Annotated in this window: 22 protein-coding genes; 7 read left to right on the top strand and 15 right to left on the bottom strand. The window is 74.3% G+C overall.

From position 1 onward, the window contains the following. The first annotated feature begins 100 nt into the window (after positions 1-100). Positions 101-1306, top strand: coding sequence for a TQXA domain-containing protein (locus tag ACZ5D2_RS12805; RefSeq protein ID WP_468928947.1), 1206 nt, complete (start codon positions 101-103; stop codon positions 1304-1306). A 33-nt stretch (positions 1307-1339) separates the two neighbouring features. Further along, positions 1340-2824, top strand: a complete 1485-nt coding sequence (locus ACZ5D2_RS12800) for a bifunctional phosphatase PAP2/diacylglycerol kinase family protein (RefSeq protein ID WP_371678488.1) — start codon at positions 1340-1342, stop codon at positions 2822-2824. Here the strand turns inward: ACZ5D2_RS12800 and ACZ5D2_RS12795 are convergent. Beyond that, complete coding sequence (locus ACZ5D2_RS12795) at positions 2809-3258, bottom strand: hypothetical protein (protein WP_468928944.1); 450 nt, start codon at positions 3256-3258, stop codon at positions 2809-2811. The two genes, ACZ5D2_RS12800 and ACZ5D2_RS12795, sit on opposite strands and share 16 nt — an antisense overlap. A gap of 494 nt (positions 3259-3752) precedes the next feature. Here ACZ5D2_RS12795 and ettA point away from each other — a divergent pair, with 494 nt between their 5' ends. From ettA to ACZ5D2_RS12780, 3 genes are read left to right on the top strand one after another with little or no spacing between them, the layout of a single operon-like run. Then, positions 3753-5417, top strand: a complete 1665-nt coding sequence (gene ettA, locus ACZ5D2_RS12790) for an energy-dependent translational throttle protein EttA (RefSeq protein ID WP_266839082.1) — start codon at positions 3753-3755, stop codon at positions 5415-5417. A gap of 9 nt (positions 5418-5426) precedes the next feature. Beyond that, positions 5427-5882, top strand: a complete 456-nt coding sequence (locus ACZ5D2_RS12785) for an acyl-CoA thioesterase (protein ID WP_266839080.1) — start codon at positions 5427-5429, stop codon at positions 5880-5882. Then, a complete protein-coding gene (locus ACZ5D2_RS12780; RefSeq protein WP_371678489.1) occupies positions 5879-6598 on the top strand; it encodes a DUF8010 domain-containing protein in 720 nt (239 codons plus the stop codon). The genes ACZ5D2_RS12785 and ACZ5D2_RS12780 overlap by 4 nt, the downstream gene beginning before the upstream one ends. Before the next feature lie 31 nt (positions 6599-6629). Here ACZ5D2_RS12780 and ACZ5D2_RS12775 read toward each other — a convergent pair whose 3' ends face one another. Next, complete coding sequence (locus ACZ5D2_RS12775) at positions 6630-7034, bottom strand: globin (protein WP_371678490.1); 405 nt, start codon at positions 7032-7034, stop codon at positions 6630-6632. A gap of 111 nt (positions 7035-7145) precedes the next feature. Here ACZ5D2_RS12775 and ACZ5D2_RS12770 point away from each other — a divergent pair, with 111 nt between their 5' ends. Continuing rightward, positions 7146-8201: a methyltransferase domain-containing protein gene (locus ACZ5D2_RS12770; protein WP_468928941.1), complete on the top strand. Its 1056-nt coding sequence runs from the start codon at positions 7146-7148 to the stop codon at positions 8199-8201. Positions 8202-8204: 3 nt separating this feature from the next. On the opposite strand, the gene ACZ5D2_RS12765 is transcribed toward ACZ5D2_RS12770, so the two are convergent. The 4 genes from ACZ5D2_RS12765 to ACZ5D2_RS12750 are packed head-to-tail and all read right to left on the bottom strand — an operon-like array spanning position 8205 to position 14729. Continuing rightward, a complete protein-coding gene (locus ACZ5D2_RS12765) occupies positions 8205-9344 on the bottom strand; it encodes an FHA domain-containing protein (RefSeq protein ID WP_468928939.1) in 1140 nt (379 codons plus the stop codon). Positions 9345-9388: 44 nt separating this feature from the next. Further along, a complete protein-coding gene (locus ACZ5D2_RS12760) occupies positions 9389-10708 on the bottom strand; it encodes a VWA domain-containing protein (RefSeq protein WP_468928937.1) in 1320 nt (439 codons plus the stop codon). Between the two features lie 37 nt (positions 10709-10745). Further along, positions 10746-12323, bottom strand: coding sequence for a protein phosphatase 2C domain-containing protein (locus ACZ5D2_RS12755; protein ID WP_371678494.1), 1578 nt, complete (start codon positions 12321-12323; stop codon positions 10746-10748). A 3-nt stretch (positions 12324-12326) separates the two neighbouring features. Continuing rightward, positions 12327-14729, bottom strand: coding sequence for a serine/threonine-protein kinase (locus tag ACZ5D2_RS12750; RefSeq protein WP_468928934.1), 2403 nt, complete (start codon positions 14727-14729; stop codon positions 12327-12329). On the opposite strand from ACZ5D2_RS12750, the gene ACZ5D2_RS12745 reads away from it, so the two are divergent. Next, complete coding sequence (locus ACZ5D2_RS12745) at positions 14728-15051, top strand: hypothetical protein (RefSeq protein ID WP_468928932.1); 324 nt, start codon at positions 14728-14730, stop codon at positions 15049-15051. The two genes, ACZ5D2_RS12750 and ACZ5D2_RS12745, sit on opposite strands and share 2 nt — an antisense overlap. A 70-nt stretch (positions 15052-15121) precedes the next feature. On the opposite strand, the gene ACZ5D2_RS12740 is transcribed toward ACZ5D2_RS12745, so the two are convergent. From ACZ5D2_RS12740 to ACZ5D2_RS12700, 9 genes are all read right to left on the bottom strand, one after another. Next, a complete protein-coding gene (locus ACZ5D2_RS12740; RefSeq protein ID WP_468928930.1) occupies positions 15122-16396 on the bottom strand; it encodes a hypothetical protein in 1275 nt (424 codons plus the stop codon). Between the two features lie 56 nt (positions 16397-16452). Beyond that, positions 16453-17448 (bottom strand): glutamate ABC transporter substrate-binding protein, encoded by a 996-nt coding sequence (locus ACZ5D2_RS12735; RefSeq protein WP_371678496.1) that lies wholly within the window; start codon positions 17446-17448, stop codon positions 16453-16455. 5 nt (positions 17449-17453) lie between these two features. Continuing rightward, positions 17454-18869, bottom strand: coding sequence for a hypothetical protein (locus ACZ5D2_RS12730; protein ID WP_468928928.1), 1416 nt, complete (start codon positions 18867-18869; stop codon positions 17454-17456). A 210-nt stretch (positions 18870-19079) separates the two neighbouring features. Continuing rightward, positions 19080-20087, bottom strand: a complete 1008-nt coding sequence (locus ACZ5D2_RS12725; protein ID WP_371678498.1) for an N-acetylglucosamine kinase — start codon at positions 20085-20087, stop codon at positions 19080-19082. Beyond that, positions 20078-21343, bottom strand: a complete 1266-nt coding sequence (locus ACZ5D2_RS12720) for a 6-phospho-beta-glucosidase (RefSeq protein ID WP_371678499.1) — start codon at positions 21341-21343, stop codon at positions 20078-20080. Before ACZ5D2_RS12720 ends, ACZ5D2_RS12725 begins: the two co-directional genes overlap by 10 nt. Positions 21344-21348: 5 nt before the next feature. Beyond that, a complete protein-coding gene (locus tag ACZ5D2_RS12715) occupies positions 21349-22248 on the bottom strand; it encodes a carbohydrate ABC transporter permease (protein WP_371681268.1) in 900 nt (299 codons plus the stop codon). Between the two features lies 1 nt (position 22249). Next, a complete protein-coding gene (locus ACZ5D2_RS12710; protein WP_371681269.1) occupies positions 22250-23131 on the bottom strand; it encodes a carbohydrate ABC transporter permease in 882 nt (293 codons plus the stop codon). Between the two features lie 64 nt (positions 23132-23195). Next, entirely contained in the window at positions 23196-24533 is a 1338-nt protein-coding gene (locus ACZ5D2_RS12705; protein WP_371678500.1) for an ABC transporter substrate-binding protein, read from the bottom strand. Between the two features lie 86 nt (positions 24534-24619). Continuing rightward, positions 24620-25852, bottom strand: a complete 1233-nt coding sequence (locus tag ACZ5D2_RS12700; protein ID WP_371678502.1) for an ROK family transcriptional regulator — start codon at positions 25850-25852, stop codon at positions 24620-24622. Between the last annotated feature and the right edge of the window lie 167 nt (positions 25853-26019).

Raw genomic sequence — 26019 nt, 5'->3', positions numbered from 1 at the left:
GCTTCCCGCCGGGCCCGTTGGCCCCGGAGTCGTTCCCGGGGGGCTCGCGCGGCCCGTTCCGGATCCGGGCTCGGGCGCCGGGGGCCCGGCGCGGGCGTCTGTGCGGCGGCCCCTGGCGGTCGCCCTGCTCACCGCCGCCGCCCTCGCCAGCGGACCCGGGGCCCGCGCCTCGACGGACCCGGACCCGGCCGCCGGCCGGGCGGCGGAGGGCGCGAGCGCCGTGCTGGACGGGCTGAAGACGTACGGGCAGGCGGTCCTGCGCGCCGGGGACGGTTCGGTCCGGCAGATCCCGGCCGGGCTCTACGAGATGCGGGTCGACGGCGGCGGCATGCTCCAGACCTACGGGGTCGGGATCGCGGGCTCGGCGCAGCCGCAGGCCCGGTACACGGAGAGCGGCTGGAACGGCAGCTCCCTGGCGGGCAACGCCGAGGCCGGACGGATCCGCTGGGTCCTGGAGCACTCCTATCCGCAGCACAACGACCTGGCCGGGCTCGCGAAGGAGGCCGGCGCCGGGACGCTGACCGCGGAGAGCGCCGCCGCGGGGACCCAGGTGGCCATCTGGCGGCTGGCCGACGGCGCGCAGGTCGAGGCGGCCGACCCGGCGGCGGCGCGGCTGGCCGACTACCTCCAGCGGGAGGCGGGGCGGCTGCCGGAGCCCCCGGCCTCGTTGGACCTGGACCCCGGCCAGGTGTCCGGCCCGGTGACGGGGCCGACCGGCAGCCGGCTCGGGCCGGTCACGGTCAGAACGGGGGCGCAGAGCGTGACCGTCACCCCGGACGCGGCGGCCGCGGCCATGGGGGTGCGCGTGGTGGACGCCGAGGGGCGGCCGCTGAACTCCGCGGGCAACGGGAGCAGGCTCTACTTCGAGGTGCCCGCGGGCACCCCGGACGGGACGGCGTCGGTCATCGTGCAGGGCTCCACGAAGGTGCCCGTCGGGAGGGTCTTCACCAGCGGGATCCCGGCCGAGGCGCAGGTCGTGGCCGGCTCCAGCGACGCCGCGGCGACGGCCACCGCCACGGCCGTCTGGCCGCGGGGGCAGTCGTCGGCGGCGCAGGGCCCGGCGGGGACGGTGGGCACCCTGGCGGGCGCCTCGGAGGTGGCGGGCGCCGAGGCGGCCGCGACCGTCTCGCCGGAGTCCCCGGACGACGAGCGGCTGGCCACCAGCGGCAGCTCCGCCGCCACGCCGGTGATCGCCTCGCTCGCGGTGGGACTGGTGGTACTGGGAGGCATGGTGGTCCTCCTGCTGCGCAAGCGTCCGTTGGAGGGAGAGGAGGACGCAGAGGGGTCCGAGGGAGCGGAAGGCTGATTCCGGAGCGTCGTCCCGGGGTAGGCGCAGGCAATGGCTGATCAGGAACTGACCTGGCGGGGCACGGTCGCGCGGTGGGACCGGGGGCTGTTCGACGCGGTGGCCCGGCGGCACTGGCCGGGCGCCGACCGGGTGCTGCCGCGGCTCGGGCGCGCCGCCAACCACGGGGTGCTGTGGGGCGGGGCCGCCGTGGCGATCACCGTCCTCGGCTCACCGCGGGCCCGCGCGGCGGCGCTGCGCGGGATCGGCTCGCTGGCGCTGGCCTCGGCCACGATCAACACCGTCGGGAAGTGGTCGGTGCGCAGGCCCCGGCCCGTGCTGGACGGGGTTCCGGTGCTGCGGCAGCCAGCCGTGCAGCCGCGGACCACCTCGTTCCCGTCCGGGCACTCCGCCTCGGCCTTCGCCTTCGCCGCCGGTGTGGCCCTCGAATCGCCGGCGTGGGGGGCCGTACTGGTCCCCGTCGCCGCGTCGGTGGCCTTCTCGCGCGTCTACACCGGGGTGCACTACCCCTCCGACGTGGTGGTCGGGTCGGCGCTCGGGGTGGCCGCGGCGTTCGCCGTACGACGCCTCGCGCGCGAGGCCGAGCGGGCGAGGGCCGTACCGGGCGACGAGCGCCGGGCGCCCGGGGTACCCGCCCTGCCGGACGGGGAGGGGCTCACGGTCGTGGTGAACACCGCCTCGGGCACGGCCGGGTCGGCGGGGTTCGACGTGCTGCGCGAGCGGCTGCCCAAGGCGGAGGTCGTCGAATGTGCCGGTGAGGAGCTGGAGGCCGAGCTGGCCGCGGCCGCCGCCCGGGCCGAGGTGCTGGGGGTCTGCGGGGGTGACGGCACCGTCAACGCCGCGGCCACGGCGGCCCTGCGCGCCGGGGTGCCGCTCGCCCTGTTCCCCGGCGGCACCCTGAACCACTTCGCGCTCGACCTCGGGCTCGGCGGCGCCGAGGACACCTGCCGGGCGATCGCCGAGGGCCAGGCCGTCCGGGTCTCGGTGGGCCGGATCACCCCGACGGACGGGTCCGGCGACGGCGCGACGCGGTACTTCCTGAACAACTTCAGCATCGGCGCCTACCCGGAGCTGCTGCGCCACCGGCTGCGCTGGGCCCCGCGGATCGGCGGCGGCCCGGCCGCCGTGCTCGCCGCCTGGCGGGTGCTGCGGGCCGAGCGGCCCGTCCGGCTCACCCTGGCCGGACGCCCCCGCAGCGTCTGGCTGCTCTTCGCGGGCAACGGCACCTACCACGGCACCGGGCCCACGCCCCGGCGCCGCGACGGGGTCGGCGAGGGCCTCCTCGACCTCCGGCTCGTCCACGGCGGAGGCCGGCCGGGCCCCCGCCTGCTGGCCGCGGCCTTCACCGGCCCGCTGAGCCGGTCCCCGCTCCACGTGGCCACCCGTCGGCACGGTCTCCGCGTCGAGGACATCCCGCCGGGCACCCCGCTCGCCTACGACGGCGAATACGCCAAGGCGCCCGGCTCGCTCGTGCTCGCCGCGCTCCCCGACGCCCTGACCGTCTACCGCCCCCGCTGACCGCCCCCGGACGGCGCCCCCGCCTCCCCGACCCGTCCGTCGGGGCCGTGCGCTTCGTAGTCGTCGGGCCCGTAGCCGCGCGGTCCGTAGCCGTCGGGTCCGAAGTCCTCGGGCCCGTAACCGTGGGGCCCGACGCCGTCCGGGCCGTCGCCCTCCGGCCCGTCCCCGTCCCCGCCCCCTTCCCCGTCCACCGCGTCGTCCGGAACCACGGGACCCGGTTCCACCCCGAGGTCGGTGCGCATCACGGACCGCGCCCGTACCCAGGCGTCGCCCAGCTCCAGCAGCCCGGCCGGAATTTCGTCGAACCCCCACCCCGGCGACGGGTTCCCCCGCTCCAGCCGCATCGTCCGGGCGTACGCGCCCGCCAGCTCCCGGGTCAGGGTGCCCGTCACCGCCACGATCGCGCTGGCGAGCGCCAGTAACGCGTTGTCCACTCTTCCCCGCCCCCTGTCCCTCCGGAACACCGGCGCCCCACCGCTCAGGCGGCCCCCGCACCCCGACCGGTGTCGAGGATGCCGGCTCCGACGCCGCCCGGGGGCCCTGCCGGCCAGGCCGGGCGCGGGTTCCGCGGTGCCTTCGGGGTCTGCTCGGGCAGCCACGTGTGCCCGACGTCCGTGCGCCACGGGGAACCGGGGCTCGGCGGGCGCTCCCGTGTGGGAGGGGCCGGCCCCACGACGTACCAGCCGCCGACGAACCAGCCGGGGATCCGCGCGAACCGGCCGCGCCACGTGCGCGACCCGTCGTCGCGCGCCGGCGGCTCCATCACCTGCGGGAACCGGTCGAGGAGCGGCTGTCGGCGTTGGCGGTCGGTCCCCCTCCGGTCCGTGCCCAGGTCAGGGCCCCGGGACCATACGCGTTTCCCCCGGGGGATGGACGTACGGCAGTATGGGGTGTATCTGCCCACCATCGATCTGCCGGACGGTTTCTCTTGGCTGAGTACATCTACACCATGCGCAAGACGCGCAAGGCGCACGGTGACAAGGTGATCCTCGACGACGTCTTCCTGAACTTCCTGCCGGGGGCGAAGATCGGCGTCGTCGGCCCGAACGGCGCCGGCAAGTCCACCGTCCTGAAGATCATGGCGGGCATCGAGCAGCCGTCCAACGGTGACGCCTTCCTGTCGCCCGGTTACTCCGTCGGCATCCTCATGCAGGAGCCCAAGCTCGACGAGAGCAAGACCGTCCTGGAGAACGTCGAGGACGGCGTCGGCCCGATCAAGACCAAGCTCAACCGGTTCAACGCGATCGCCGAGGAAATGGCGACGAACTACACCGACGAGCTGATGGAGGAGATGGGCAAGCTCCAGGACGACCTGGACCACGCCAACGCGTGGGACCTCGACGCCCAGCTGGAGCAGGCCATGGACGCCCTGGGCTGCCCGCCCGGCGACTGGCCGGTCACCAACCTCTCCGGTGGTGAGAAGCGCCGCGTGGCCCTCTGCAAGCTGCTGCTTGAGGCCCCCGACCTGCTGCTCCTCGACGAGCCCACCAACCACCTCGACGCCGAGTCCGTGAACTGGCTGGAGCAGCACCTCGCCCAGTACAAGGGCGCCGTCGTGGCCGTCACCCACGACCGTTACTTCCTCGACAACGTCGCCGAGTGGATCCTCGAACTCGACCGCGGCCGCGCGCACCCCTACGAGGGCAACTACTCCACCTACCTGGAGAAGAAGGCCGAGCGCCTCAAGGTCGAGGGCAAGAAGGACGAGAAGCGCGCCAAGCGCCTCAAGGAAGAGCTGGAGTGGGTCCGCTCCAACGCCAAGGGCCGCCAGGCGAAGTCCAAGGCCCGTCTCGCTCGCTACGAGGAGATGGCGGCCGAGGCCGACAAGATGCGCAAGCTGGACTTCGAGGAGATCCAGATCCCGCCGGGCCCGCGTCTGGGCTCGATCGTGGTCGAGGTCAACAACCTCTCCAAGGCGTTCGGTGACAAGGTCCTCATCGACGACCTGTCCTTCACGCTGCCGCGCAACGGCATCGTCGGCATCATCGGCCCCAACGGCGCCGGCAAGACCACGCTCTTCAAGATGATCCAGGGCCTGGAGACGCCGGACTCCGGCGAGATCAAGGTCGGCGAGACCGTCAAGATCTCGTACGTGGACCAGGGCCGCGCCAACATCGACCCCAAGAAGTCCCTCTGGGCGGTCGTGTCGGACGAGCTGGACTACATCAACGTCGGCCAGGTCGAGATGCCGTCCCGCGCGTACGTCAGCGCCTTCGGCTTCAAGGGCCCGGACCAGCAGAAGCCGGCCGGTGTGCTCTCCGGCGGTGAGCGCAACCGCCTGAACCTCGCGCTTACCCTCAAGCAGGGCGGCAACCTGCTGCTCCTCGACGAGCCCACCAACGACCTCGACGTCGAGACCCTGGGCTCCCTGGAGAACGCGCTGCTGGAGTTCCCCGGTGCGGCCGTGGTCGTCTCCCACGACCGCTGGTTCCTGGACCGGGTCGCCACGCACATCCTGGCGTACGAGGGCGACTCGAAGTGGTTCTGGTTCGAGGGCAACTTCGAGTCCTACGAGAAGAACAAGGTCGAGCGGCTCGGCCCGGACGCCACGCGCCCGCACCGCGCCACCTACAAGAAGCTCACCCGGGGTTAGGCCGAGACCATGGCCAGACACCACTACCGGTGCCCCCTCCGCTGGGCGGACATGGATGCCTTCGGGCACGTCAACAACGTGGTCTTCCTCCGTTACCTGGAGGAGGCCCGCATCGACTTCATGTTCCGTCTGGCGCCGGGGGAGGGAAGCGACTCGTTCACGGGCGGCTCCGTCGTGGCCCGTCACGAGATCGACTACAAGCTGCCCCTCGTGCACCGGCACGAGCCGGTGCTCATCGAGTCCTGGGTGACCCGGATAGGCGCCGCGTCCCTGACCATCCGCTACGAGGTGAAGGACGAGGCGACGGCCGACGCTCCCGAGACGGTGTACGTCCGGGCCGAGACCGTGGTCGTGCCCTACAACCTCGCCGAGGGGCGGCCCCGCCGCATCACGGCCGAGGAGCGGCACTTCCTGGAGCAGTACCTCGACGCGCCCGCGGCGGCCGAAGGGCGCCTCGCGGCATGAACGAGCAGCTGCACTTCGCCGACTCCGGGGAGGCGGCGGACCTCGCCGCCTTCCTGGGCCGGCTGGTGCACTACGACCGCGCCGCCGCCGTCCGCGTCCAGGCGCGGGCGGGCGGCGGGGCGCTCGCCGTCTTCGGGAGGCCGCCGTCCTTCGACGTCCTGGCCGTCCGCACGGCACGGCTCGCCGCACCCCTCACCACCCCGCTGGACGTGACCGTGTCCGCCGGCGAGCTGCTGGAGGCGGTCGACGAGACCGGCGCCGGACTCCTCGTCCCCGGACCCGTCACCGGCCCGCCCTGGGCCGGGGTGCTCCCGCCGCACGGCGGCTGGCAGCCCGTGCCGGGGCTGCCCGCGCCCGAGGCGGTACGGGCGGCCGTTGCCGCCGCCGTCGCCGAGTTCCGGGCCCGCGACGAGGCCCTGCCCCCGCAGCACCGCACCCGGTCCGAGCGGGACCGCATCGGCCGCGAGATCTGGTCGCGCACGCTGGGTGACACCGACCTCCCGCTGCGCGCCGTGCACGCCGCCCAGTCCCTGGGTTTCCTGCGGCCGGTACGGGCCACCGTCCCGCCGGCCACCACCCCCGTCGGCACCCCCACGCCGGTGGCGCTGTTCGCCTCCGGCGGCTGGCTGCGGCTGGCCACGCCCTACGGCTCCGTCGCCACCCGGCGTCCCGGCCGGACCGGCGGGCTGGGCGCCCTCCAGGTACGGCCGGTCTGAACGCGCGGCCGGGGCGTCCGGGGCGTCCCGGCTAACCCGCGGTGTTGATCATCGAGGCGGCCGCGTAGGTCAGGTACCGCCACAGCTGCGCCTCGTGCGCCGGCGCCAGGCCCAGCTCGTCCACCGCGACCCGCATGTGCGCGAGCCACGCGTCGTGCGCGGCCGCGTCCACCTGGAACGGGGCGTGCCGCATGCGCAGGCGCGGGTGGCCGCGGTGGTCGCTGTACGTCGTCGGACCGCCCCAGTACTGCATCAGGAAGAGCGCGAACCGCTCCTCCGCGGGCCCGAGGTCCTCCTCCGGGTACATCGGACGCAGCAGCGGGTCCCCCGCGACCCCCTGGTAGAAGCGGTGGACCAGACGGCGGAAGGTCTCCTCGCCGCCCACCTGCTCGTAGAAGGTCGTCTCCTGGACCGTGCTCTGCGGATCGTCATTCACCCGACCATCGTCTCAGACGCCCGGACGGAGGACCCCGGTCCTAGGACTTCGGATGCCCGCCCGCGGGGGCGAGGGGTCGCACCCGGAGGCCGCCCGCAGCACAGTGGAGACATGGGCACGGGCGGCACGGGCGCTCACGCGTCACGCACTCCACGCGATCCCCGCACACCCCGCACCCCGCCGGGCGGCCCGGCGGCACGGGACCTGCGGGCGACCGCGCACGCCGCCCAGGTACGGGAGCTCACCGCCGCGGGCGCGCTGGAGGACCCGGCCTGGCGGGCGGCCTTCGCGGCCGTGCCCCGGCACCTCTTCGTGCCGTACTTCTGGACCGGCCGGGGCGCCGGGCACGAACGGCTGTGGGGCGAGGACCCCGATCCGGTACGGCGGGCCCGCTGGCTGCGCGGGGTGTACACGGACGCCCCCCTGGCGACGCGGCTGCGCGACGGCGAGCTGGTCTCCTCCAGCAGCCAGCCCTCCCTGATGGCGAAGATGCTGGAGAGCCTGGAGGTGCGCGACGGGGACGACGTGCTGGAGATCGGCGCGGGGACCGGCTACAACGCCGCGCTGCTGTGCCACCGGCTCGGCGAGGAGCACGTCACCACGGTGGACCTCGACGAGGAGATCACCGAGGCGGCGCGGGCCCATCTGGCCCTGCTCGGATACCGGCCGACGGTGGTCACCGGGGACGGCGCGCGCGGCTGCCCCGCCCGGGCCCCCTTCGACCGGATCCTGGTGACCTGCACCCTGCCGCTGATCCCGCACGCCTGGCTGGGCCAGTGCCGGCCGGGGGCGCGGATCCTGGCGCCCCTGTCGACCGGGCTGATCGCCCTCACGGTCCGGGACGCCGACTTCGCCGAGGGCCGCTTCCTGCACACCTCCGCCTACTTCGTCCCGCTGCGCGGGGCCACGGCCTCACCGCTGCCCGCGGGGGCCACGGGACCGCTGCACGGGGTGCCGTACGAGATGGTGGAGAACGAGCGCTTCCAGTTCCTGCTGATCCTGACCGCGGGCGTGCTGCACCCGCGCGAGGCGCTGGACCTGTGGCGCCGCGAGGGCCGGCCGCCGCGCGAGCGGTTCGGCGTCACCGTCACCGCCGAGGGCCAGTGGTCCTGGCTCGACGATCCCCAGGGGCCCTACGTGTGGCCCCTGGGGGAGGCCGTCGGATAGCGGCTACGGCCGGCCGCGGCGGACGGTGATGGTGGTCCAGGCCCCCACGTGGACCCGGTCGCCGTCGGCGAGCGGGACCGGGACGTACGGCTGGATCGGTTCCTCACCGCCGTTGATGGTGGTCCCGTTGGTGGAGTTCTGGTCCACCACGGCCCAGCCGCCGTCGGGCTGCTGCACCAGCACGGCGTGCTGGTGGGAGACGCCCGGGTCCTCCGGGGGCACCGACAGGTCGACGTCCGGGGACTCGCCCGTCGAGGCGCGGCGGCGGCCGATGGTGATCTGGCCGCCGGCGAGCGGGAGGTGCTGCTCCGGGGAGTACGCGGGCAGGTTGAGCCCGGCCGCCTCGGGGCCGCTGCGCTGCATCATCGCCATGAAGTACGAGCGGTCGGGGCCGATCGTCGCCGTCCAGGAGCCGGTGCCGTTCTGGGGCGGGGAAGGCTGCTGGGGCTGCTGCGCCTGCTGGGGCTGGTACTCGTGCTGCGGCGGGGCGGGCTGCCGGACCGGCTGCTGCGGGTACTCCGGCAGCGGCGGGGGCTGCTGGTAGTGCGGCTGCTGGTACTCCTGGTGCACCGGCTGCGGCTGCACCGGCTGCGCCGGCGGGGGTTGCACCGGCTGCGGCTGCCGCTCGGAGGCGGGCGGCGGCAGCAGCCAGTCGTCCTCGCCCTGGAGCGGCTCGGCGGGGCGGTTGACCCGCGAGGGCCGGGAGCCCTGGTAGTCGAAGTGGTCCTGTGAGTACACCGGCTGGGGCGGCGCCGGGGGCGGGGGCGGCGGGGTGCCCGCGCCCGTTCCCGCGCCGATCGCCTGGCCCTGGTTCTGGCCCGAGCTCTGGCCCTGGCCGACGGCATTGCCCGGACCGCCGTTGGGGCCGCTGTTCGGGCCGCCGTCCGGGGCCGAGGCGTACGGGGTCGCGCTGCGCGTCAGGAAGTTGTACCGGCACTCCTCGCAGAACGGCGCCATGGCCTCGCGCGGGGTCCGGCACTGCGGGCACAGCTCGGCCTGGGCGGTCGGCTCACCCGAGGTGGGAGGGTAGCCGTAGCCGTAGGAGGGCGCCGCGGGGGTGCCCGTAGGGGCAGCCATGCGGTGGCCGCAGACCTCGCACCAGTCGTCGGAGGCGGACTGGTGCCCGTTCGGGCAGGTCGGCATCGCGGCGCTTCCCCCTTCTCCCTGCGTCAAGGCGTCAGGTCTTCTCAGGTCTTCTTCACTCGGACGGTCTGCGTCGAACGCGTTTCAAGGGTCATCTCGTCGGCATCGGCGACCTTCGCCTTCAGCCGCACAGTACCCGCCACGGCATCCACGACATCCACCACCTTCGCCAGCAGTCTGGCAGTGTCCGCGTTCCCGGAGACGCTGGCCAGCTGCACGGCACGACCCAGTTTGGCCGTGGCGCCGTCGACATCACCCATTTTGCGGGCTTCCAGGCCCTGTTGGATAGCCTGCGCGAGCTCCGCCTGCCCTGTGTAGTGCGCCACCTGCGGGCTGATGGCGGTCGAGGCGGCCAGATCGTCGGTCCACACGGCCCGCACCAGACCCTGCGCGAGCGGGGGCCGCGGTTCTCCCGACGGACCGGGAAGCACCAGCGAGGCGCGGGCGGCCAGCATCTCCTGGCCGACGGAGGCGCCGGGCACCCGGACGCACACGTGGTACTCGCGGGACTCGTCGCCCCAGGAACCGGTCGGGTAGTCCCCGGCGCGGGGACCCGCCCCCGTACGGCGGTCCGTGAGGTCGTGCACGGACGGCGAGACCTGCTTGACGTACTGGATCTCCACGCCGACCGGGGTCCACAGGCGCAGCGCGACGTCCGCGACCTCCTTGCCCATGGCGTTCTCCATCATGCGCGTGAAGTCCTGGGCGAGGTGGGCCGGGTCGGCGACGATGTCGGCGGAGCCGAGCAGCGCGTGCGCGATCCCGGTCACCTCCTTCACCTCCCAGTCGGTGCCCACCCCGCGGGCGTCGCAGGTGAAGCGGCCGGCGCAGGCGTCGAGGGTGGCGCGCAGCACGGCCGGTTCCTCGTGCTCGTTGCGGCCGTCGGTGAGCAGGACGCCGTGCCGGATGGTGGCGGTGGACTGCCGCAGCAGGCCGTCGGCCAGCCGGAGCCAGGTGCCGATGGCGGTGCCGCCGCCCGCGCCGAGGCCGCGCAGGGCCTCCTTGGCCCGTGCGCGGGTGTCCGGACCGGCGGTGGCGAGGCGGCCCTGGCCGGGGTAGACCTCCTTCGCCACATGGGTACCGGCGATCACGGCGAAGGCGGTTCCGTCGCGGAGGGTGTCGATCGCGGCGGCGGTGGCCTCGCGCGCGCCGCGCATCTTGTCCGGCGGGTACTCCATCGAGCCGGAGCAGTCCACCATGATCACGACGGCCGCGTCCTGGCCGAGGGCACGGGTGGCGGTGGCGCCGCCGGTGGAGGTGACGGTCACGATGGCGTGCACGTCCCGCCCGCCCGCGGGAAGGAACTCGTTCTGGTACACCTCCACGCTGAAGCGCGGGGCGCTCGGCTTGGCGAAGTTCGCCATCGACAGGACTCCTCGGGGCTGGCTGGGGGAGGGCGGATCAGGCCTCGCTGCGCGGTTCCGTCTCCGTTCGCGCCGGCGCTTCCGGTTCCGCTTCCGCTTCGGCTTCCTGTACTGCTTCCGGTTCCGCGGCGAAGGGCACCAAGGCGACGGTGATGTTGTCGTGCCCGCCCCCGTCGAGGGCGTGCCCGACCAGCACCTGCGCGCTGTGCAGGGGGCGGGCCGCGGCGTCCGGGGGGAGGATCTGGGCCATGTCCGTCGCGGACTCGGCGTAGTTCCACAGGCCGTCCGTGCAGACCACGACGACACCGGGGTGGTCGGGCCGGAAGCTGGCCGTGTGCGGGTCGAGGTCGTAGGCGTCGGCCCCGAGCCAGCCGGTGATGGCGTGGGCGCGGACGTCGGCGTACGCCTCGGCCTCGCCCATCAGACCCGCCGCCACCATCTGCGCGGCCCAGGAGTCGTCCTCGGTGAGGCGGCGCGGCAGGGCGGCCCGGTCGTCCGGGACCCAGTAGGCGCGGCTGTCGCCGACCCAGCCGATGGTCAGGACCCCGCCGCTGACGACGGCGCCGACCAGGGTGCAGGCCGGGGCGTTCTGCGCGCCGGGGGTCTCCGGGGCGAGGGCGTTCACGGCGGCGGCCGCCGCCAGGATCGCCCCGTGCATGGCCTCCGACGGGTGGGTGCCGCGGGGGAGGGCGTCGAGCAGGGACTCGTTGGCGGCGCCGGCGGCCGCCGCCGACGCCTCGTCGGGGCGGCTCGCGGAGGACACCCCGTCGCAGACGATGGCCACGGTGGCGGCGGAGCCGTCGGGCAGCGCGGTGGCCGCGACGGCGAAGGAGTCCTCGTTGCGGTGGTGGCGCAGTCCGCGGTCGCTGACCGCGGCGACGCTGCAGAGCTCCTCCTCCACGTGGTCGCGCTCGCGGGGCTGCGCGTGGCCGCAGTGCTCGCAGTACCCGTCGGTGTCCACGTGCCCGGCCCGGCAGGCGACGCAGGTCTTGCCGCCGTCCCCCTGAGGGGCACCCGCGTACGGGTCCTCGGACGCGGGCGGCCCCTGCGGGGCGGCGGCGTACGGCTCCTCGGGCGCGGGCGGGCCCCAGGGCGTCCCGCCGGAGGGCGTTCCGGTCCCGCCGGGGAGGTCGTGGCGGACGGGATCCGCGCCGTACGGGGTCTCGTGCCCGGAGCCGGCGGAACCCCACGGGCCGCCGCCGGGCCGTGCGGAGGCGTCCCCGGCCAGGGTCGGGGCGTGCTCGTCGGTGCCGCCCCATCCGGGCGCGGGCACCCCGGAGAAGCCGGAGTGCGCGGCGGTGTCCCCGGCCGGGACCCCGCCCGCCGACGCCGGGGCCGACACCAGGGCGGCCCCCGCCGGGTCCGCCGCGGCGGCGTACCGGGGACCCGCCGGCGCGGGGGAGCGGGCCCCGCCCACGAGGGCGGACTCCCCGGACTCCCCGGCGTCCCCGGCTCCCGCCCCGGCCCCGGCCACCGGGGTGACCGGGAGGGTCGGCGTCGGATCCGGGTCAGGAGGCGGCGAGGAGAGGGCGTATCCGCACACGCCGCAGAAACGGTCCCCCTCTTCGAGGGGCTCCGCGCAGCCGGGGCAGCCCGACAGCCGATGCATCGACATCAATCACACCCACGTCCGGGGTCGGAAACGGTTTGCCCGCTCCACCAGTTCGATCCTCTCCTCGCCCCGCTGCGCCAGCCGGGCGAGGACGCGGTAAGAGCGCTCCAGGCCGAAGCGCAGCCCCCGCTCGTCCAGTTGACTGCCGAGCAACGAGGTCCGGCCGGGGTCGGCACCCCGGCTACCCGACAGTACCCAGTCCAGGGCCGAGCCCAGAACCTCCGTCGCCAGCCGCTCCTGCCGCTCCGGATCCAGACCGAACCGGCGCAGCGCCTCCACCTGGTCCGACGCGGCCGAGAGATCGGCCAGCAGGGCCTCGTGAGGGGACCGGTCGCGCAGGCGTGCCCGTACGGCCGCCACCCGTGCGGCGGTGTAGTGGATCGAGGCCTCCGGCACGGACTCCAGGGTGAGCACCGCCGCCTCCCGGTCCCCGGCGGCCAGTTGCACCCGGGCCAGCCCGAAGGCCGCGCTGACGAACCCCGGATCGGTGATCCAGACCAGCCGGTAGTACTCGGCGGCGTTGTCCAGTTGGCCCAGCACCTCCGCGCACAGCCCGAGGGCCAGCTTCGGGGCGGGCTCGCCGGGGAAGGCGTCGTAGATGGCGTCGAAGGACAGGGCCGCTATCTCGTCGTCGCCGGTGGCCAGCGAGGCGATCCCGCGGGCCCACACCACCCGCCAGTCGTCCGGGTGCCGCTCCTCCAGTTCGGTCAGGGCCTCTCCGGCGACGGCCAGTTCGCCCAGTTCGAGCCGGGCGCGCAGCTCGCGCAGCCGCAGCTCGGCGGAGTCGGCCGGGGCCGAGCCGAGCGCGCCCAGCAGGTCGGCCGGGGCGGAGGCGAGGAGTCCGGCCAGGAAACCGGCGTTCGGGTCGGCCGGGTCCACCAGCGGCACCGGCAGGGCCAGCGCGGTGTCGTACGCGTCGAGCGGGGCGGGCCCGGTCGCCGCCGCCGGTGCGGCCGCCACGGCCCGCCCGGTCCCGGCCCCTGAAGCAAGCGGAACCGGAACCGGAAGCGGGTCCGGCGCCGCGCTCCCGCGCCGGGGCGTCGGTACCGCGGGGCCCGCCACGTGCGTGGCGGTGGTGCCGAGCGCGGGCACGATCCCGGCTCCGGACGCCGCCACCGGGGCGGGTGCGGCTCCGGCCCCCGACGGCTCCGGCGCGCCCGCGCCGGCCGCCCCGGCCCCCGCGGACCCGCCCGGAGACAGAAGCGGAGACGGAAGCGGAGCCTGCCCGGGAACCGCCGCCACCACCCGGCTCCGGCGCCCCCAGACGCGGCGCGGGATCTCCCGCGCGCCCAGCCGGGACACCTCCGCCCCGTCCGCGTCGGCGTACAACCGGGTGTCGGGCACCCGCAGTTCCGGCCCGAACAGGGTCGACGGCTGCGGCCGCGGCCGCCCCGTCTGGAGCGCGACCACCTCCCGCAGCACACCCGTCAGCTGGTCCGCCATCTCCTGCGCGGAGGCGAACCGCCGCCCGGGATCCGGGTCGGTCGCCCGTACGAGCAGCCGGTAGAAGGACTCGTACCGGCCGAAGACCTCGATGTGCTCCGGGTCCGGCAGCGAGTCCACGAACACGTTCGTGTAGCCCTGGAAGTCGAAGGTCAGCACCGCCAGGGTGCGCGCCACCGTGTACAGGTCCGAGGCCACCGAGGGGCCCAGCTCCGCCACCTCGGGTGCCTGGTAGCCCACCGTGCCGTAGATCGCGGACTCGTCGTCGTCCATCCGCCGGACCGCGCCCATGTCGATCAGCTTCAGCTGGTCCTGCTGCTGGATGGCGTTGTCGACCTTGAAGTCGCAGTACAGCAGGTTCCTGCTGTGCAGGTGGCCGAGGGCCTCCAGCGCCTCGATCCCGTACGCGCACGCCTGTTCCACCGGCAGCGGGTCCCGCCGTCCGTCGGGCCGGCGCCGCTCGTTCGCGATCTCCTTCAGCGACTTGCCGCCCACGTACTCCATGACGATGTACCCGTCGAGCGAACCCGTCCGCTGGTCCAGGTGCTCCACGAAGTTGTAGATCCGCACGATGTTGGAGTGCTCGATCTCCGCCAGGAAGCGGCGCTCGGAGATCGCCGCCTCCATCGCGTCCTGGTCGCCGGTGTCCAGCAGGCCCTTGAGGACCACCCACCGGTTCGAGACCGCCCGGTCCACCGCCAGGTAGACCCAGCCCAGGCCGCCGTGGGCCAGACAGCCCGCCACCTCGTACTGGCCGTGCACCACGTCGCCGGAACGCAGCTTCGGCACGAAGGAGTAAGGGTGCCCGCACTTGGTGCAGAACCCCTCCGTCCGGCCCGGCCGGTCGCCGCGCGCGCGGCCCACCGGCGCCCCGCAGTCCGAACGGGAGCAGAACCGCTTGCGCTCCGGCACCTCCGGGTTCTCCAGCACCGCCGCCGAAGGATCGGGACGCGGCACCTCCGGCATGGTGACCAGCCCGGCGCCCAGCCTGCCGCGCCCCGAGGACGGGGCGGAGGAGCCCGAACTGCGCACCGAGACCGAACGGGTGGACGCGGCGCCCGTCAGGGACCGCGAGAGCCGCCCCGACACCGAACGGCGCGAGGACGAGGAGCGCGAGGACCGCGAGGAGCGCGCCGACGCCGAGGAGCGGGCCGAACCGCGCGAGCCCGCCGACCCCCGGGAATCCCCGTGCCGGGCGGCGCTCGTCATCCCCGTCGGCGGCGACACCAGCTCTTCCGCGCCCGCCGCGACCGCGCCGACGGGCGCGAGCCCGCAGGTGTCGCAGTAGACCTCCCCGCCGCCCATGTCCTCGTACGTCCCCGGGCAGCCGGGACGCACGCACGGCGTTCCGATCAGGCTCACGCGTCCTCCTCCCCCGGCCCGGCGGGCCGGTGGTCCTCCGGCAGGGGCTGCCCGGGCACCAGTGTCTCGGCCGTCGCCCTCTGGTAGCGCAGGACGGCCTGCTCGGCGGCGCGCAGGTCGCACGGCGCGCTCCACAGCATCCGCCGTGCCGCGTCGTACCGCTCGATCAGCAGCGGGTCCTCCGCCATGCCGTGCCGGGCCACCTTCGCCTTGTACGCGTCCAGCCGGCCGCGCAGTTCCGCCCGCACCGCCAGCGGGGCCGTCACCGCGGTCAACGATTCGCGGGCCCGTCGGAGTTCCTCGTCGGCCCGGTCCTCCAGGGAGTCCAGCAGCGGCGACAGCCGGTGCCACTGGGACCGCCGCCGGTACTCGGCCGCCGCCGCCAACTGCTCCTGCAGGGCCGTCGGCGGACCGCTGACCGCCGGGACCTCGGACGCCGCGATCTTCGCCAGTACCTCGCCGCGCGCCGTCCGCGCCTCCGCCAGGGTCCGGTCGGCCCGCGAGAGCACGTCCCGCACGCCGATCAGCCGCGCCTCAGCGTCCTGCCGCACGGTCAGCACCGCCTCCACCTCACGGCGTACGTCGTCCAGCGCGCGGGCCGCCCGGTCGTAACGGCCGGTGTCGGGCCGGCCGCCGCCGGGGGCGGAGCTCCCCGCCACCGGGATCCAGAACCCCAGCGGGTCCGCGATCACCCGCGCGCGCAGCTCCGCGAGCTCGATGGTGATCTCCTCCAGGTCGTCCCCCGAAGGGTGTTCGCCCGGCCGCACCCCCACCGAGTGCGCGAGCGCGCGCGTGCGGTGCAGTTCGGCACCGAGCAGGTCGATCCGCGCGGGCAGCGCCGACCACACCGAGTCGGCGGCGACCACCACGTCCAGCGAGCCGGCGTACAGCTCGTTCATCCGGGCCACCAGCTCGGCCAGCGAGAACCGCTCCGCGAGCGCGGCGCCCCCGGCTCCGGCCCCGGCGATCACCACTCCGGGACCGCGCAGCCGCTCGGTCAGCTCGGCCAGGTCCTCCCGGGTGGGCCAGCGGCGCCGCTCCCGGATCTCCCGGGCCGCGGCCAGGGCCCCGCTGTAGGCGTCGAAGTACGTCCACAGCCGGGTGACCGCCGCGTCGGCGGCGGCCCAGCGCTCCTCGGTGACCCCGCTCAGCGCGGCGCCCTCCAGCAGCCGGCGGCCGGCGTGGTCCTGGAGCGCGAGCAGCGAGGTCTCCACCGCTTCGTGCTCCGCGCCCAGCCGCGCCAGCGCGCGGTCGACTTCGTCCCGGTCCATCACGTCCCGCCCCGTCCCCGGATGGCTCGCGTACGGCTTCGATTCCGACACCGGCCTCAGCCGTTCCGGTACTTGGGCGCGGGCGGCTGGGCCGGGCTCGGCAGCACGTTCTCGAAGTGCTTGCGGTAGGAGGTCACCCAGGGGCTCTGCTCGCCGCCCGCGCGGTAGTTCTCCAGCACCTTGTTGACCCGGCGCACCAGGTCGGAGGCGTCCTTGTTCATCGCCACCCCGTAGAACTCGCGGGTGAAGGGCGCGCCGACCAGCTGCACCGACGGGTCCTGCGCCGCCTGGCCCGCGGCCAGGGCGTTGTCCGTGATGATGCCGTCCACCTCTCCCAGCTGCAGCCGCACCAGGCAGTCCAGCTGGTTGGGCACGGACACCGGCAGCGCGCCGTACGACTTTGCCTTGAGCGCCGCCTCCGCCGTGGAACCGGCGGCGGTGCAGATCCGGCGGCCCTGCAGCGAGGCGTCGTAGCCGGTGATGTGCGAACCCTTGGGGGCCAGCACCTGCTGCCCGGCCTCGAAGTAGGCCGTGGAGAAGGCCACGTCCTCCAGCCGCTTGCAGTTGATCGTCATGGTCCGCACGACGATGTCGACACGGCCCTCCTGGAGCGCCGGGATGCGCTGGCTGGTGGGGATGGCCCGGTAGATGACCGCGTCCTCCCTGCCCAGGATGTCCTTGGCTATGGCCTTGACCAGGTCGATGTCGAAGCCGTCGAGGTGGCCGTCCGGATTGCGGTACCCCCACTTGAAGCTGTTCTGGTCCACACCCGCCACCAGCTTGCCCGCCTTGCGGATCCGCTCGATCGTCGGACCGTCCAGACCGGACGGGGCCAGGCTGGCCTCCGGGTCCTGGCAGGTGTCGGCGGGGGCGAAGGGGGCCGCCGCCATCGTGGCCGGCTCCTGGACCGCGGTACGGTGCGCCGTGCCCGGCGAGGTCCCGGCCAGCGGCAGCAGCACCGCCGCCGCCGTCACCGCGCAGGCGGCGGCCATCGCGCTCACCCCGCCCCAGCCGCGCAGCCGGTGCACGGTCCGTGTCCGCCGTATCCGCATCGATCTCACCTGTACTCCGAAAGCCTGCGACCGATGCCGAGGAGGGCGGCGGCCGCGCCGACGGCCGCCAGCGCCGCCGAGCCCGTGATCAGCCCGCCCAGTGCGCCGAGCCCGCCCCGGGCGGCCCGGGTGAACTGGTTCTGCTCGTGCGCCACGGCCCGTTCCAGGGAGGCGTCCACCGTGTCGAACGAGGCCCCGCTGCTGTCCGGGTGCCGCTCGTCCCCGATGACCTGGGGAAGGGCGAGCTCGTAGTCGCCCTTCATGTCCGATTCCCGGGCCGCCGCGTGCCGCTGCTTCCACTGCGCCACACCGGCCACGGCCTGCGAGACGGGCTCACGGCCGCTCGTGTCGTCGGCCATGCGCAGGGCCCGCGCCAGCCCCTCGTCGAGCTGCTTCATGTTCTTCTCGTAGTCCACGTCGTACTTGTCGGACTTCTTGTCCGCGGCCAGTACGGCGCCCCGCGCGATCAGCGTCAGGTTCTCGTTGGCCCGCGCCTGGAGCGAGGCGATCCGCGCGTCGTTGAGCACCTTCAGCGACTCCTGGCCGTCGGTCCGCGCCTCGCTCAGCCCCGACCGGGCGAGCGTCTGGCCGACCGTCAGCCACAGCAGCACGACGGCGGCGGCGGCCGTCGCGGCGAGCAGCCCGTGGTTGAAGACCCGGTGGGTGCGCAGGTAGTTGCGGCGCTGGGCCCACACCAGGGCGGCGAGGGCCAGCAGCCCCGCGCCGGTCGAGGCCAGGGGCCAGGAGCGGGCCTCGTCGTAGTCCGTGTAGAGCCGGCCGGTCTCCGCCTCGTACAGGCGCTGCGCGGCGGGCAGCAGGACCGTGCTCATCTGCTCGTTGGCGTAGCGCAGGTAGGCGCCGCCGAGCGGCAGGCCCTGCCGGTTGGTCGCGCGGGCCTGCTCGATCAGGCCCGTGTAGCGGGGCAGCTGCTCGCCGAGGAGGGCGATCTCCTTGCGGGAGTCCCCGCCGGCGCCGGTGTTCGCGGCGGCGCTCACCAGCAGCCGCGAGGCGTTGGCGATGTCCTTCTCGTAGCGCAGGCGCACTTCGCGCGGCTCCTGGGCGCCCGCCAGGAAGCCGCTGGAGGAGGCCGTGTCGGCGTCCGCGAGGGAGCGGTAGATGCTCGCCGCGTCCGCGCTCAGCGGCTGGCTGCGGCCCACCACGTCGTCCGCGGCGGTGACGCGGCCGGAGACCTCCCACACCGCGACCGCGCCGAACAGGACGACCAGGGCGGCCAGCACCGCGCCGATGATCCGCAGGCGGCCCGGCTCGGTCGTGGCCGCGGCGCGCAGCCGCTCCACGCCCTCCGCCCAGGCGGTGCTCCGCCCCGGCGGCCCCGCCGGCGCGGGCGGCCCCGCGTCTGGTCCGGCGGGCAGCCCGGAGGCGGCGCTCCCGGGCGCGGCCGCGCGTGTCGTGATGGCCACCGTGACCTCCCCCTCGGTCCTCTGCTCCGGAGCAGTATGGCCGTAGTGGCGCCCGACCACAGCACCCGGAGCCCGATCTTGGGCGATCCGACGCCCCCGTGCGCCCCCTGCCGCCCCCGCGGCTTCCCGTCCCCCCTTCCCCCTCAATACGCCGGGCCACGCGCTTCGGTTCCCGACTCGCCCGCCCGCCAGGCGGGTTCACCCGAAGGTTCACCCGAAGTGGGCACGGAGCTTCGCGTGGGCCTCCGGCGGGGCGCCCACGGCGTCCAGGCCGAGGAGGGCGGCGCCCAGGACCGGCGGGGCCGTCACCACCGAGAGCCGGGCCAGCGGGGCCCGGGCGGCGAGGAGTTCCCCGATCCGGTCGTTGAGCTGCGGGTGCCGGGCCGCGAGGACGCTGCCGCCCAGCAGCACCGGCGCGTCCTCCCGCAGCAGACCCAGCCGCTCCAGCGCCACCACGGCCAGCGCCACCACCTCGCCGGCCTGCCGTTCCACGATCGCCGAGGCCACCGGGTCGCCCCCGGCGGCCACCGCGAACAGGACCGGTACCAGTTCGTGCATGCGCCCGCGGGCCACCGTGCCCAGGTGGAGGGCCTCGATCAGCGCGGCCATCGAGGCCAGCCCGAAGTGCGCGGGCAGGGCCTCCGCGAGGCCGGTGGGGCCGCCGCGTCCGTCCTCGGCCCGCGCGGCCCACCACATGGCGTCCTCCGCCAGGCCGCCCCCGCCGCCCCAGTCGCCGGAGATCACCCCGAGGGCGGGGAAGCGGGCGGTCCGGCCGTCGGGCAGCATCCCGACGCAGTTGATCCCCGCCCCGCACACCACCGCGACCCCGCGCGGCAGGTCCGCGCCGGACAGTCCCGCCCGCAGGATCGCGAAGGTGTCGTTGCGCACCTCGGTCCGCGTGCCCCAGCCCCGCGCGCCGACCGCGGCGGTGAGCTGCCGTTCCTCCACCGGGAGGTCGGCGTTGGCCAGGCAGGCCGAGACGAGGCCGGCGCAGGGCGCGCCGGGCCGCAGCCCGGCGGCCGCGGCGGCCTCCGCGACGGCGTGGGCGAGCACGTCCACGGCCGCCCCGATCCCGACCCGGGGAGGCTGGAAGCCCCCCGAGCGCCCGGTGCCCAGGACGGTGCCGTCGGCGCCGATCAGGGCCACGTCGGTCTTGCTGTTGCCCGCGTCGATGGCGAGGACGGCCGTGGAGGGGCCGGTCGCGCCGGTCACGCCCATGGCAGGTGCTCCTTGTTGTGTGCGAGCAGCCGGTCGGTCAGCCCCTCGGCGAGGTCGTACTGCCCGACCAGCGGATGCGCGAGGAGCGCCTTGAAGACCCGTTCGCGTCCGCCGCGCAGCGCCGCGTCGAGCGCGAGGTCCTCGTACGCGCTCACGTGCGCGGTCAGTCCGGCGAACAGGGGGTCCAGACGGGGCACGGGCAGCGGCGCGGGACCGGAGCCGTCGACGCGGGCCTGGACCTCGATGACGGCGTCGTCGGGCAGGAAGGGCAGGGTGCCGTCGTTGCGGGTGTTGACCACCTGCACGGACGGGCCGCCGTCGCCCAGCAGGGCCGCGGCCAGGTCCACGGCGGCCTCCGAGTAGAACGCGCCGCCCCGCTTGGCCAGCAGCGCGGGCTTCTCGTCGAGCGCGGGGTCCCCGTACAGGGCGAGGAGCTCCTTCTCCATCGCGGCGACCTCGGCGGCCCGGGAGGGCTTCTCGCCGAGTTCCCGGACCACCTCGTCGTGGGCGTAGAAGTAGCGCAGGTAGTACGAGGGCACGACGCCGAGCCGGTCCAGGAGGGCGCGCGGCAGGCGCAGGTCGGCGGCGACGGCGTCGCCGTGCGCGCCCAGCAGCCGGGGCAGCACGTCGGTGCCGTCGGGGCCGCCGAGGCGCACCCCCGTCTCCCAGGTGAGGTGGTTGAGCCCGACGTGGTCGAGGTGGACCTCGGCGGGGGCCACGTCCAGCAGCGCGGCGAACTTCCGCTGGAGACCGATGGCGACGTTGCACAGTCCGACCGCCTTGTGGCCGGCCCCGAGCAGGGCCCGGGTGACGATCCCGACGGGGTTGGTGAAGTCGATGATCCAGGCGTCGGGGGCCCTCCGGCGGACCCGTTCGGCGATGTCCAGCACCACGGGGACGGTGCGCAGGGCCTTGGCCAGGCCGCCCGCGCCGGTGGTCTCCTGGCCGACGCAGCCGCACTCCAGCGGCCAGGTCTCGTCCCGGAGCCGGGCGGCCTGCCCGCCGACGCGCAGTTGCAGCAGGACCGCGTCGGCCCCGGCCACCCCGGCGTCGAGGTCGCGGGTGGTGGTGACGACGCCCGGGTGGCCCTGGCGGGCGAGGATCCGCCGGGCCAGGCCGCCGATCAGCTCCAGTCGTTCGGTGGCGGGGTCGATGAGCACCAGTTCGGTGACCGGCAGGGTGTCGCGCATGCGCGCGAAGCCGTCGATCAGTTCGGGCGTGTAGGTGGAACCGCCGCCCACCACTGCGAGTTTCATCGGGCCTAGCCTTTCACTCCGGTCAGGGTGACGCCTTCGACGAACGCCTTCTGGGCGAAGAAGAAGAGGACGATCACCGGGGCCATGACGAGCACGGTCGCCGCCATGGTGAGGTTCCAGTTGGTCTGGTGCGCGCCCTTGAAGGACTCCAGGCCGTAGCTGAGGGTCCAGGCGGCCGGGTTGTCGGAGGCGTAGATCTGCGGGCCGAAGTAGTCGTTCCAGGCGTAGAAGAACTGGAACAGCGCGACGGCGGCGATGCCCGGCTTGGCCATGGGCAGCACCACGCGCAGCAGGGTGCGCAGCTCGCCGCAGCCGTCGACCCGGGCGGCGTCGAGGTATTCGTCGGGGATGGTGAGCAGGAACTGGCGGAGCAGGAAGATGGAGAAGGCGTCGCCGAAGGCCATCGGGACGATCAGCGGCCACAGGGTGCCGGAGAGGTCGAGCTGCCTGGCCCAGAAGAGGTACATGGGGATGACGACCACCTGCGGCGGCAGCATCATCATGGCGATCACGAGCATCAGCGCGAGCCGCCGGCCGCGGAAGCGGAACTTGGCGAGGGCGTAGGCGACGGGCAGCGAGGAGACCACGGTGAGCAGGGTGCCGAGGCCCGCGTACAGGAGGGTGTTGCGCCACCAGGTGAGGAACCCGGGGGTGTTCCAGACCTTGGCGTAGTTGCCCCACTCCCAGGTGCTGGGCCACAGGTCGCGGGTGAGTGTCTGGTGGTCGCCCATCAGGGAGGTGAGGAAGAGGAAGACGAAGGGGAGGACGAAGAACAGGGCGGCGGCCACCCCGAGGGCGTGGACGGCGATCCACCGCAGGACGGCCCCGCGGGTGTGCGGCCGGGCCGGCGGCGCCGGCTGCTCGGCGGGCAGCCGGGTGCGGGGGGCCTTCTCGGTCAGGGTCATCTCAGTCACCGGCTCCGATCAGTCCGCCACGGCGGCGCATCAGGAGCGCGGTGAAGGCCATGGAGAGGGCGAACAGCACCAGGGCGACGACGCAGGCGGCTCCGTAGTCGAAACGCTGGAAGCCGACGTTGTAGACGAGCTGGGGCAGGGTCAGGGTGGACTTGTCGGGGTAGCCCGGTTCGAACTGCTGGCCCGAGCCGCCGATGACCCCGGCGGCCACCTTTCCGGCGACCAGCGGCTGCGTGTAGTACTGCATGGCCTGGATGACCCCGGTGACCACGGCGAACAGGACGATCGGGGAGATGTTCGGCAGGGTGATGTGCCGGAAGCGGGCCCAGGCGCCGGCCCCGTCGAGCTCGGCTGCCTCGTACTGCTCCTTCGGTACGTCGAGCAGCGCGGCCATGAAGATCACCATCAGGTCGCCGACCCCCCACAGCGCGAGGGCGGTGAGCGCGGGCTTGGACCAGGCGGCGTCGGTGAACCAGCCGGGCGTGGGCAGCCCCATGCCGTCGAGCAGGGTGTTGACGGGACCGGTGCCGGGGTTGAGGAGGAAGACGAAGGCGAGGGTCGCGGCCACCGGCGGGGCCAGGTAGGGCAGGTAGAACAGGGTGCGGAAGATCCCCGCCCCGGTCTTGATCTTCGTGATGAGCAGGCCGACGCCGAGGCCGAAGACGACCCGGCAGCTCACCATGACGACCACCAGCCAGAGCGTGTTGCGCATGGCCGGCCAGAAGAGCGGATAGTCGGTGAAGACGTAGCTCCAGTTGGCCAGGCCGTTGAAGACGGGCGGGCGGAAGCCGTCGTAGCGGGTGAAGGAGAAGTACGCGGTCGACAGCAGCGGGTAGGCGAAGAAGACGGTGAAGCCGATCAGCCAGGGCGACATGAACGCGGCGGTCCGCAGGGCCGCCCGGCGCCGCTTGGCCCGCGGGGTGTACGGGGCCACCGGGCTACTTCGCCTTCGCGATGTCGGTGTCGATCTGCCGGTCGGTGGCGGCGAGACCGGCCTGGAGGTCGGTCACGTCGCCCTTCTCGAACCGGTACGCGAAGTCCTGGAGGGTCAGCTGGTAGGTGCCGCCGTCCGGCTGGGCCGGGGTGGTGTTCGACTTCGAGTTCCGGGCGATGTCGATGAAGGTCTTCAGCTCGGGGGTCATTTTGAGGTCCGGGGACTCCAGCGCGGCCAGCGTGGAGGGCACGTTGTGGATGGAGTTGGCGAAGGCGACGACGGCCGCGGTGTCGGTGGTCATGTACTTCACCAGCTCCCAGGCGGCGTTCTGCTTGCGGCTCGCCGAGGAGATGCCCATGATCGTGCCGGAGAGGTAGCCCTTGCCGTAGTCGCCCACCTGGTCGTCCGGTACGGGCAGCGGGGCGGTGCCGATCTCGAAGCCGACCCCGGCCTCCCGGGCCATGGCGGCGCGCCATTCGCCGTCGATCTGCATGGCCACCTGACCCTTGTTGAAGGGGTGTTCGGTGCTCCACTCGTTACCGAAGCCGGCGCGGAACCTCTCCAGCTTCTCGTAGCCGCCGAGCTCGGCGATCAGGTCCTTCTGGGCGGTCAGCATCTTCGCGAAGGCCGGGTCCTTCGCGAGGTTGGAGCTGCCGTCGGCGGCGAAGTAGGTGGGGCTCCACTGCGCGGCCAGGCGCATCGGGGTGGTCTCGTAGCCGTGGAAGGTGGGCATCACGCCGAGCTGGTCGTAGGAGTCCCCGTTGGGCTTGGTCAGCTTCCGGGCGTCCTCGGCGAACTGGCTCCAGGTCACCGGGGGGGCGGTGATTCCCGCGTCCGCGAAGGCGGTCTTGTTGTAGACGAGGCCGTAGGCGTCGTGCAGCAGCGGGAGCGTGCACTGGTTGCCCTTGAACTGGGTGTACTCCAGCAGGATCTTGGGGAAGACCTTCGCCTTGTCGACGCCGGACTTGGCGAGGAAGGGGTTCAGGTCGGCGAAGGCGCCGGAGTTGCAGAACTTGCCGACGCTGTCGGTGCTGAAGGAGGAGACCACGTCGGGGGCCTTGTCCCCGCCCGCGCGCAGCGCCTGGTTGATCTTGTCGTCGGTCATGTCGCCGGTGACCTCGACCTTGATGTTCGGGTGCGCCTTCTCGAAGCGGGCGATGTTCTCCTCTATCGCCTTCACCTCGGAGGGCGCGGCCCAGCCGTGCCAGAACTTCAGGGTGACGTCCGCCTTCGGGTCGTCGGAGGCGGTGCCGGTGCTCTGTCCCGTACAGGAGGTGGCGAGTACGCAGAGGGCGGCCAGGGCGGTGGCCGCGGTGGTCAGGCGTCGTCCGGTTCTGGGCATGGGGGTGCTCGCTCTCTGGGGGAGGAACTTCCGGTGGGATTGCCGGTGAGGGGGTGCGGGGGCGGGTGCGGGAGGCGGGTGCGGGGTCAGCGGGAGGTGTCGAAGACTTCCTCACGGGTGGCGGCCAGGGCGCTCTCCAGCGCGCCGCGCAGGACGGGCCGTTCGCGCACCTCCCCGGCGACCAGCCGGGGCCGGGAGGGGGCGAGTTCGGCGAGCTCGTCCTGCAGGAGGGTGCGCAGGGGGTCGCCGCCCGCGCTGATCGCGGCCCCGGACAGGACCACGAGCTCCGGGTCGAGGACGGCGACCAGCGAGGCGAGTCCGGTGGCGAGGACGGTCGCGTAGGACCGCAGGAAGTCCAGGTGGGGTCCCTCGGGTTCGGCGGCGGCCCGCCGCAGCAGGGCCACCGCGGCGGCCACCTGGGGTCCCGGCGCGGCGGGGCCGGTCCCGGTCGCCGCGCCGGGCGCGTCGGGGACCGGGACGCCGTGTTCGCGGGCGAGGCGGGGCAGCACCTGGGCGCCGGCCAGCTCCTGGTAGCCGCCGGAGTTGACCCGGGTGACCTGCCGGACCAGGGGGTGTCCGGGGACGGGCAGGAAGCCGACCTCGCCGGCGCCGCCGGTCCAGCCGCGGTGCAGCCGGCCGCCGAGCACCAGGGCGGCGCCGAGGCCCTCCTCGTTCCAGAGCAGGACGAAGTCCTCGTGGCCGCGGGCCGCGCCGAGGCGCTGCTCGGCGACGGCGGCGAGGTTCACGTCGTTCTCGTACTCGACCGGCATGGGCAGGGCCGCGGCCAGTTCGTCGAGCAGGGTGGGGGAGTGCCAGCCGGGGAGGTGGCTGGCGTAGCGCAGCCGGCCGGTCTGCGGGTCGAAGGCGCCCGGGGTGGCGATGACGAGGCGGTGCAGGTCCTCGCGGTGGAGTCCGGCGGCCGCGACGGCTCCGTCGAGGGCCGCGGTGACCTGTGCGACGGCTTCGGCGCCCTCGGCGTAGGGCAGCTCGAAGCAGCCGACGACGGTGCCGCTCAGATCGGCGACGGCCGCGACCACCCCCTCGGGGGTCACGTCGAGCCCGCCGACGTGCGCCGCGCGGGCGTTGAGGGTGTAGAGCTGGGCGTTCGGCCCGGGGCGGCCGCCGTCGGTGCCCGTGGCCACGACCAGCCCGGCGGCCTCCAGACGGGCGAGCAACTGCGAGGCGGTGGGCTTGGAGAGGCCGGTCAGGTGCCCGATCCGGGTCCGGGAGAGCGGGCCGTGGGTCAGCAGCAGCTCCAGGGCGGCGCGGTCGTTCATGGCGCGCAGCAGGCTGGGGGTTCCGGGCGTGGCGGCGGGCATGGGGCTGGGTCTCCCTCACCGAGGTGAACTGTTAGGTAAGTTTCCTATTGGCGTCTGAGCCGTGTCAATGGCGGTGCCGGGGGCGGTCTCGGGGCGGTGCCGGGGTGGTGCGGGGGGTGTGCCGAACCGGGTGTGCGGACGCCGCTGCCCCGCCGGTGGTGACCGGC

Source organism: Streptomyces sp. NPDC031479, from assembly GCF_055581065.1.
Note: the sequence above shows the minus strand (reverse complement) of the source record. Positions and strands in the feature narration are given on the sequence as shown.

Excerpts from the sequence above, each read along its gene's own strand:
- ACZ5D2_RS12800 (WP_371678488.1), top strand. The coding sequence starts at position 1,340 with ATGGCTGATCAGGAACTGACCTGGCGGGGCACGGTCGCGCGGTGGGAC.
- ACZ5D2_RS12785 (WP_266839080.1), top strand. The coding sequence starts at position 5,427 with ATGGCCAGACACCACTACCGGTGCCCCCTCCGCTGGGCGGACATGGAT.
- ACZ5D2_RS12780 (WP_371678489.1), top strand. The coding sequence starts at position 5,879 with ATGAACGAGCAGCTGCACTTCGCCGACTCCGGGGAGGCGGCGGACCTC.
- ACZ5D2_RS12770 (WP_468928941.1), top strand. The coding sequence starts at position 7,146 with ATGGGCACGGGCGGCACGGGCGCTCACGCGTCACGCACTCCACGCGAT.
- ACZ5D2_RS12765 (WP_468928939.1), bottom strand. The coding sequence starts at position 9,344 with ATGCCGACCTGCCCGAACGGGCACCAGTCCGCCTCCGACGACTGGTGC.
- ACZ5D2_RS12760 (WP_468928937.1), bottom strand. The coding sequence starts at position 10,708 with ATGGCGAACTTCGCCAAGCCGAGCGCCCCGCGCTTCAGCGTGGAGGTG.
- ACZ5D2_RS12755 (WP_371678494.1), bottom strand. The coding sequence starts at position 12,323 with ATGTCGATGCATCGGCTGTCGGGCTGCCCCGGCTGCGCGGAGCCCCTC.
- ACZ5D2_RS12745 (WP_468928932.1), top strand. The coding sequence starts at position 14,728 with ATGGTGACCAGCCCGGCGCCCAGCCTGCCGCGCCCCGAGGACGGGGCG.
- ACZ5D2_RS12750 (WP_468928934.1), bottom strand. The coding sequence starts at position 14,729 with ATGCCGGAGGTGCCGCGTCCCGATCCTTCGGCGGCGGTGCTGGAGAAC.
- ACZ5D2_RS12740 (WP_468928930.1), bottom strand. The coding sequence starts at position 16,396 with ATGGACCGGGACGAAGTCGACCGCGCGCTGGCGCGGCTGGGCGCGGAG.
- ACZ5D2_RS12735 (WP_371678496.1), bottom strand. The coding sequence starts at position 17,448 with ATGCGGATACGGCGGACACGGACCGTGCACCGGCTGCGCGGCTGGGGC.
- ACZ5D2_RS12725 (WP_371678498.1), bottom strand. The coding sequence starts at position 20,087 with ATGGGCGTGACCGGCGCGACCGGCCCCTCCACGGCCGTCCTCGCCATC.
- ACZ5D2_RS12720 (WP_371678499.1), bottom strand. The coding sequence starts at position 21,343 with ATGAAACTCGCAGTGGTGGGCGGCGGTTCCACCTACACGCCCGAACTG.
- ACZ5D2_RS12715 (WP_371681268.1), bottom strand. The coding sequence starts at position 22,248 with ATGACCCTGACCGAGAAGGCCCCCCGCACCCGGCTGCCCGCCGAGCAG.
- ACZ5D2_RS12710 (WP_371681269.1), bottom strand. The coding sequence starts at position 23,131 with ATGTCGCCCTGGCTGATCGGCTTCACCGTCTTCTTCGCCTACCCGCTG.
- ACZ5D2_RS12705 (WP_371678500.1), bottom strand. The coding sequence starts at position 24,533 with ATGCCCAGAACCGGACGACGCCTGACCACCGCGGCCACCGCCCTGGCC.
- ACZ5D2_RS12700 (WP_371678502.1), bottom strand. The coding sequence starts at position 25,852 with ATGCCCGCCGCCACGCCCGGAACCCCCAGCCTGCTGCGCGCCATGAAC.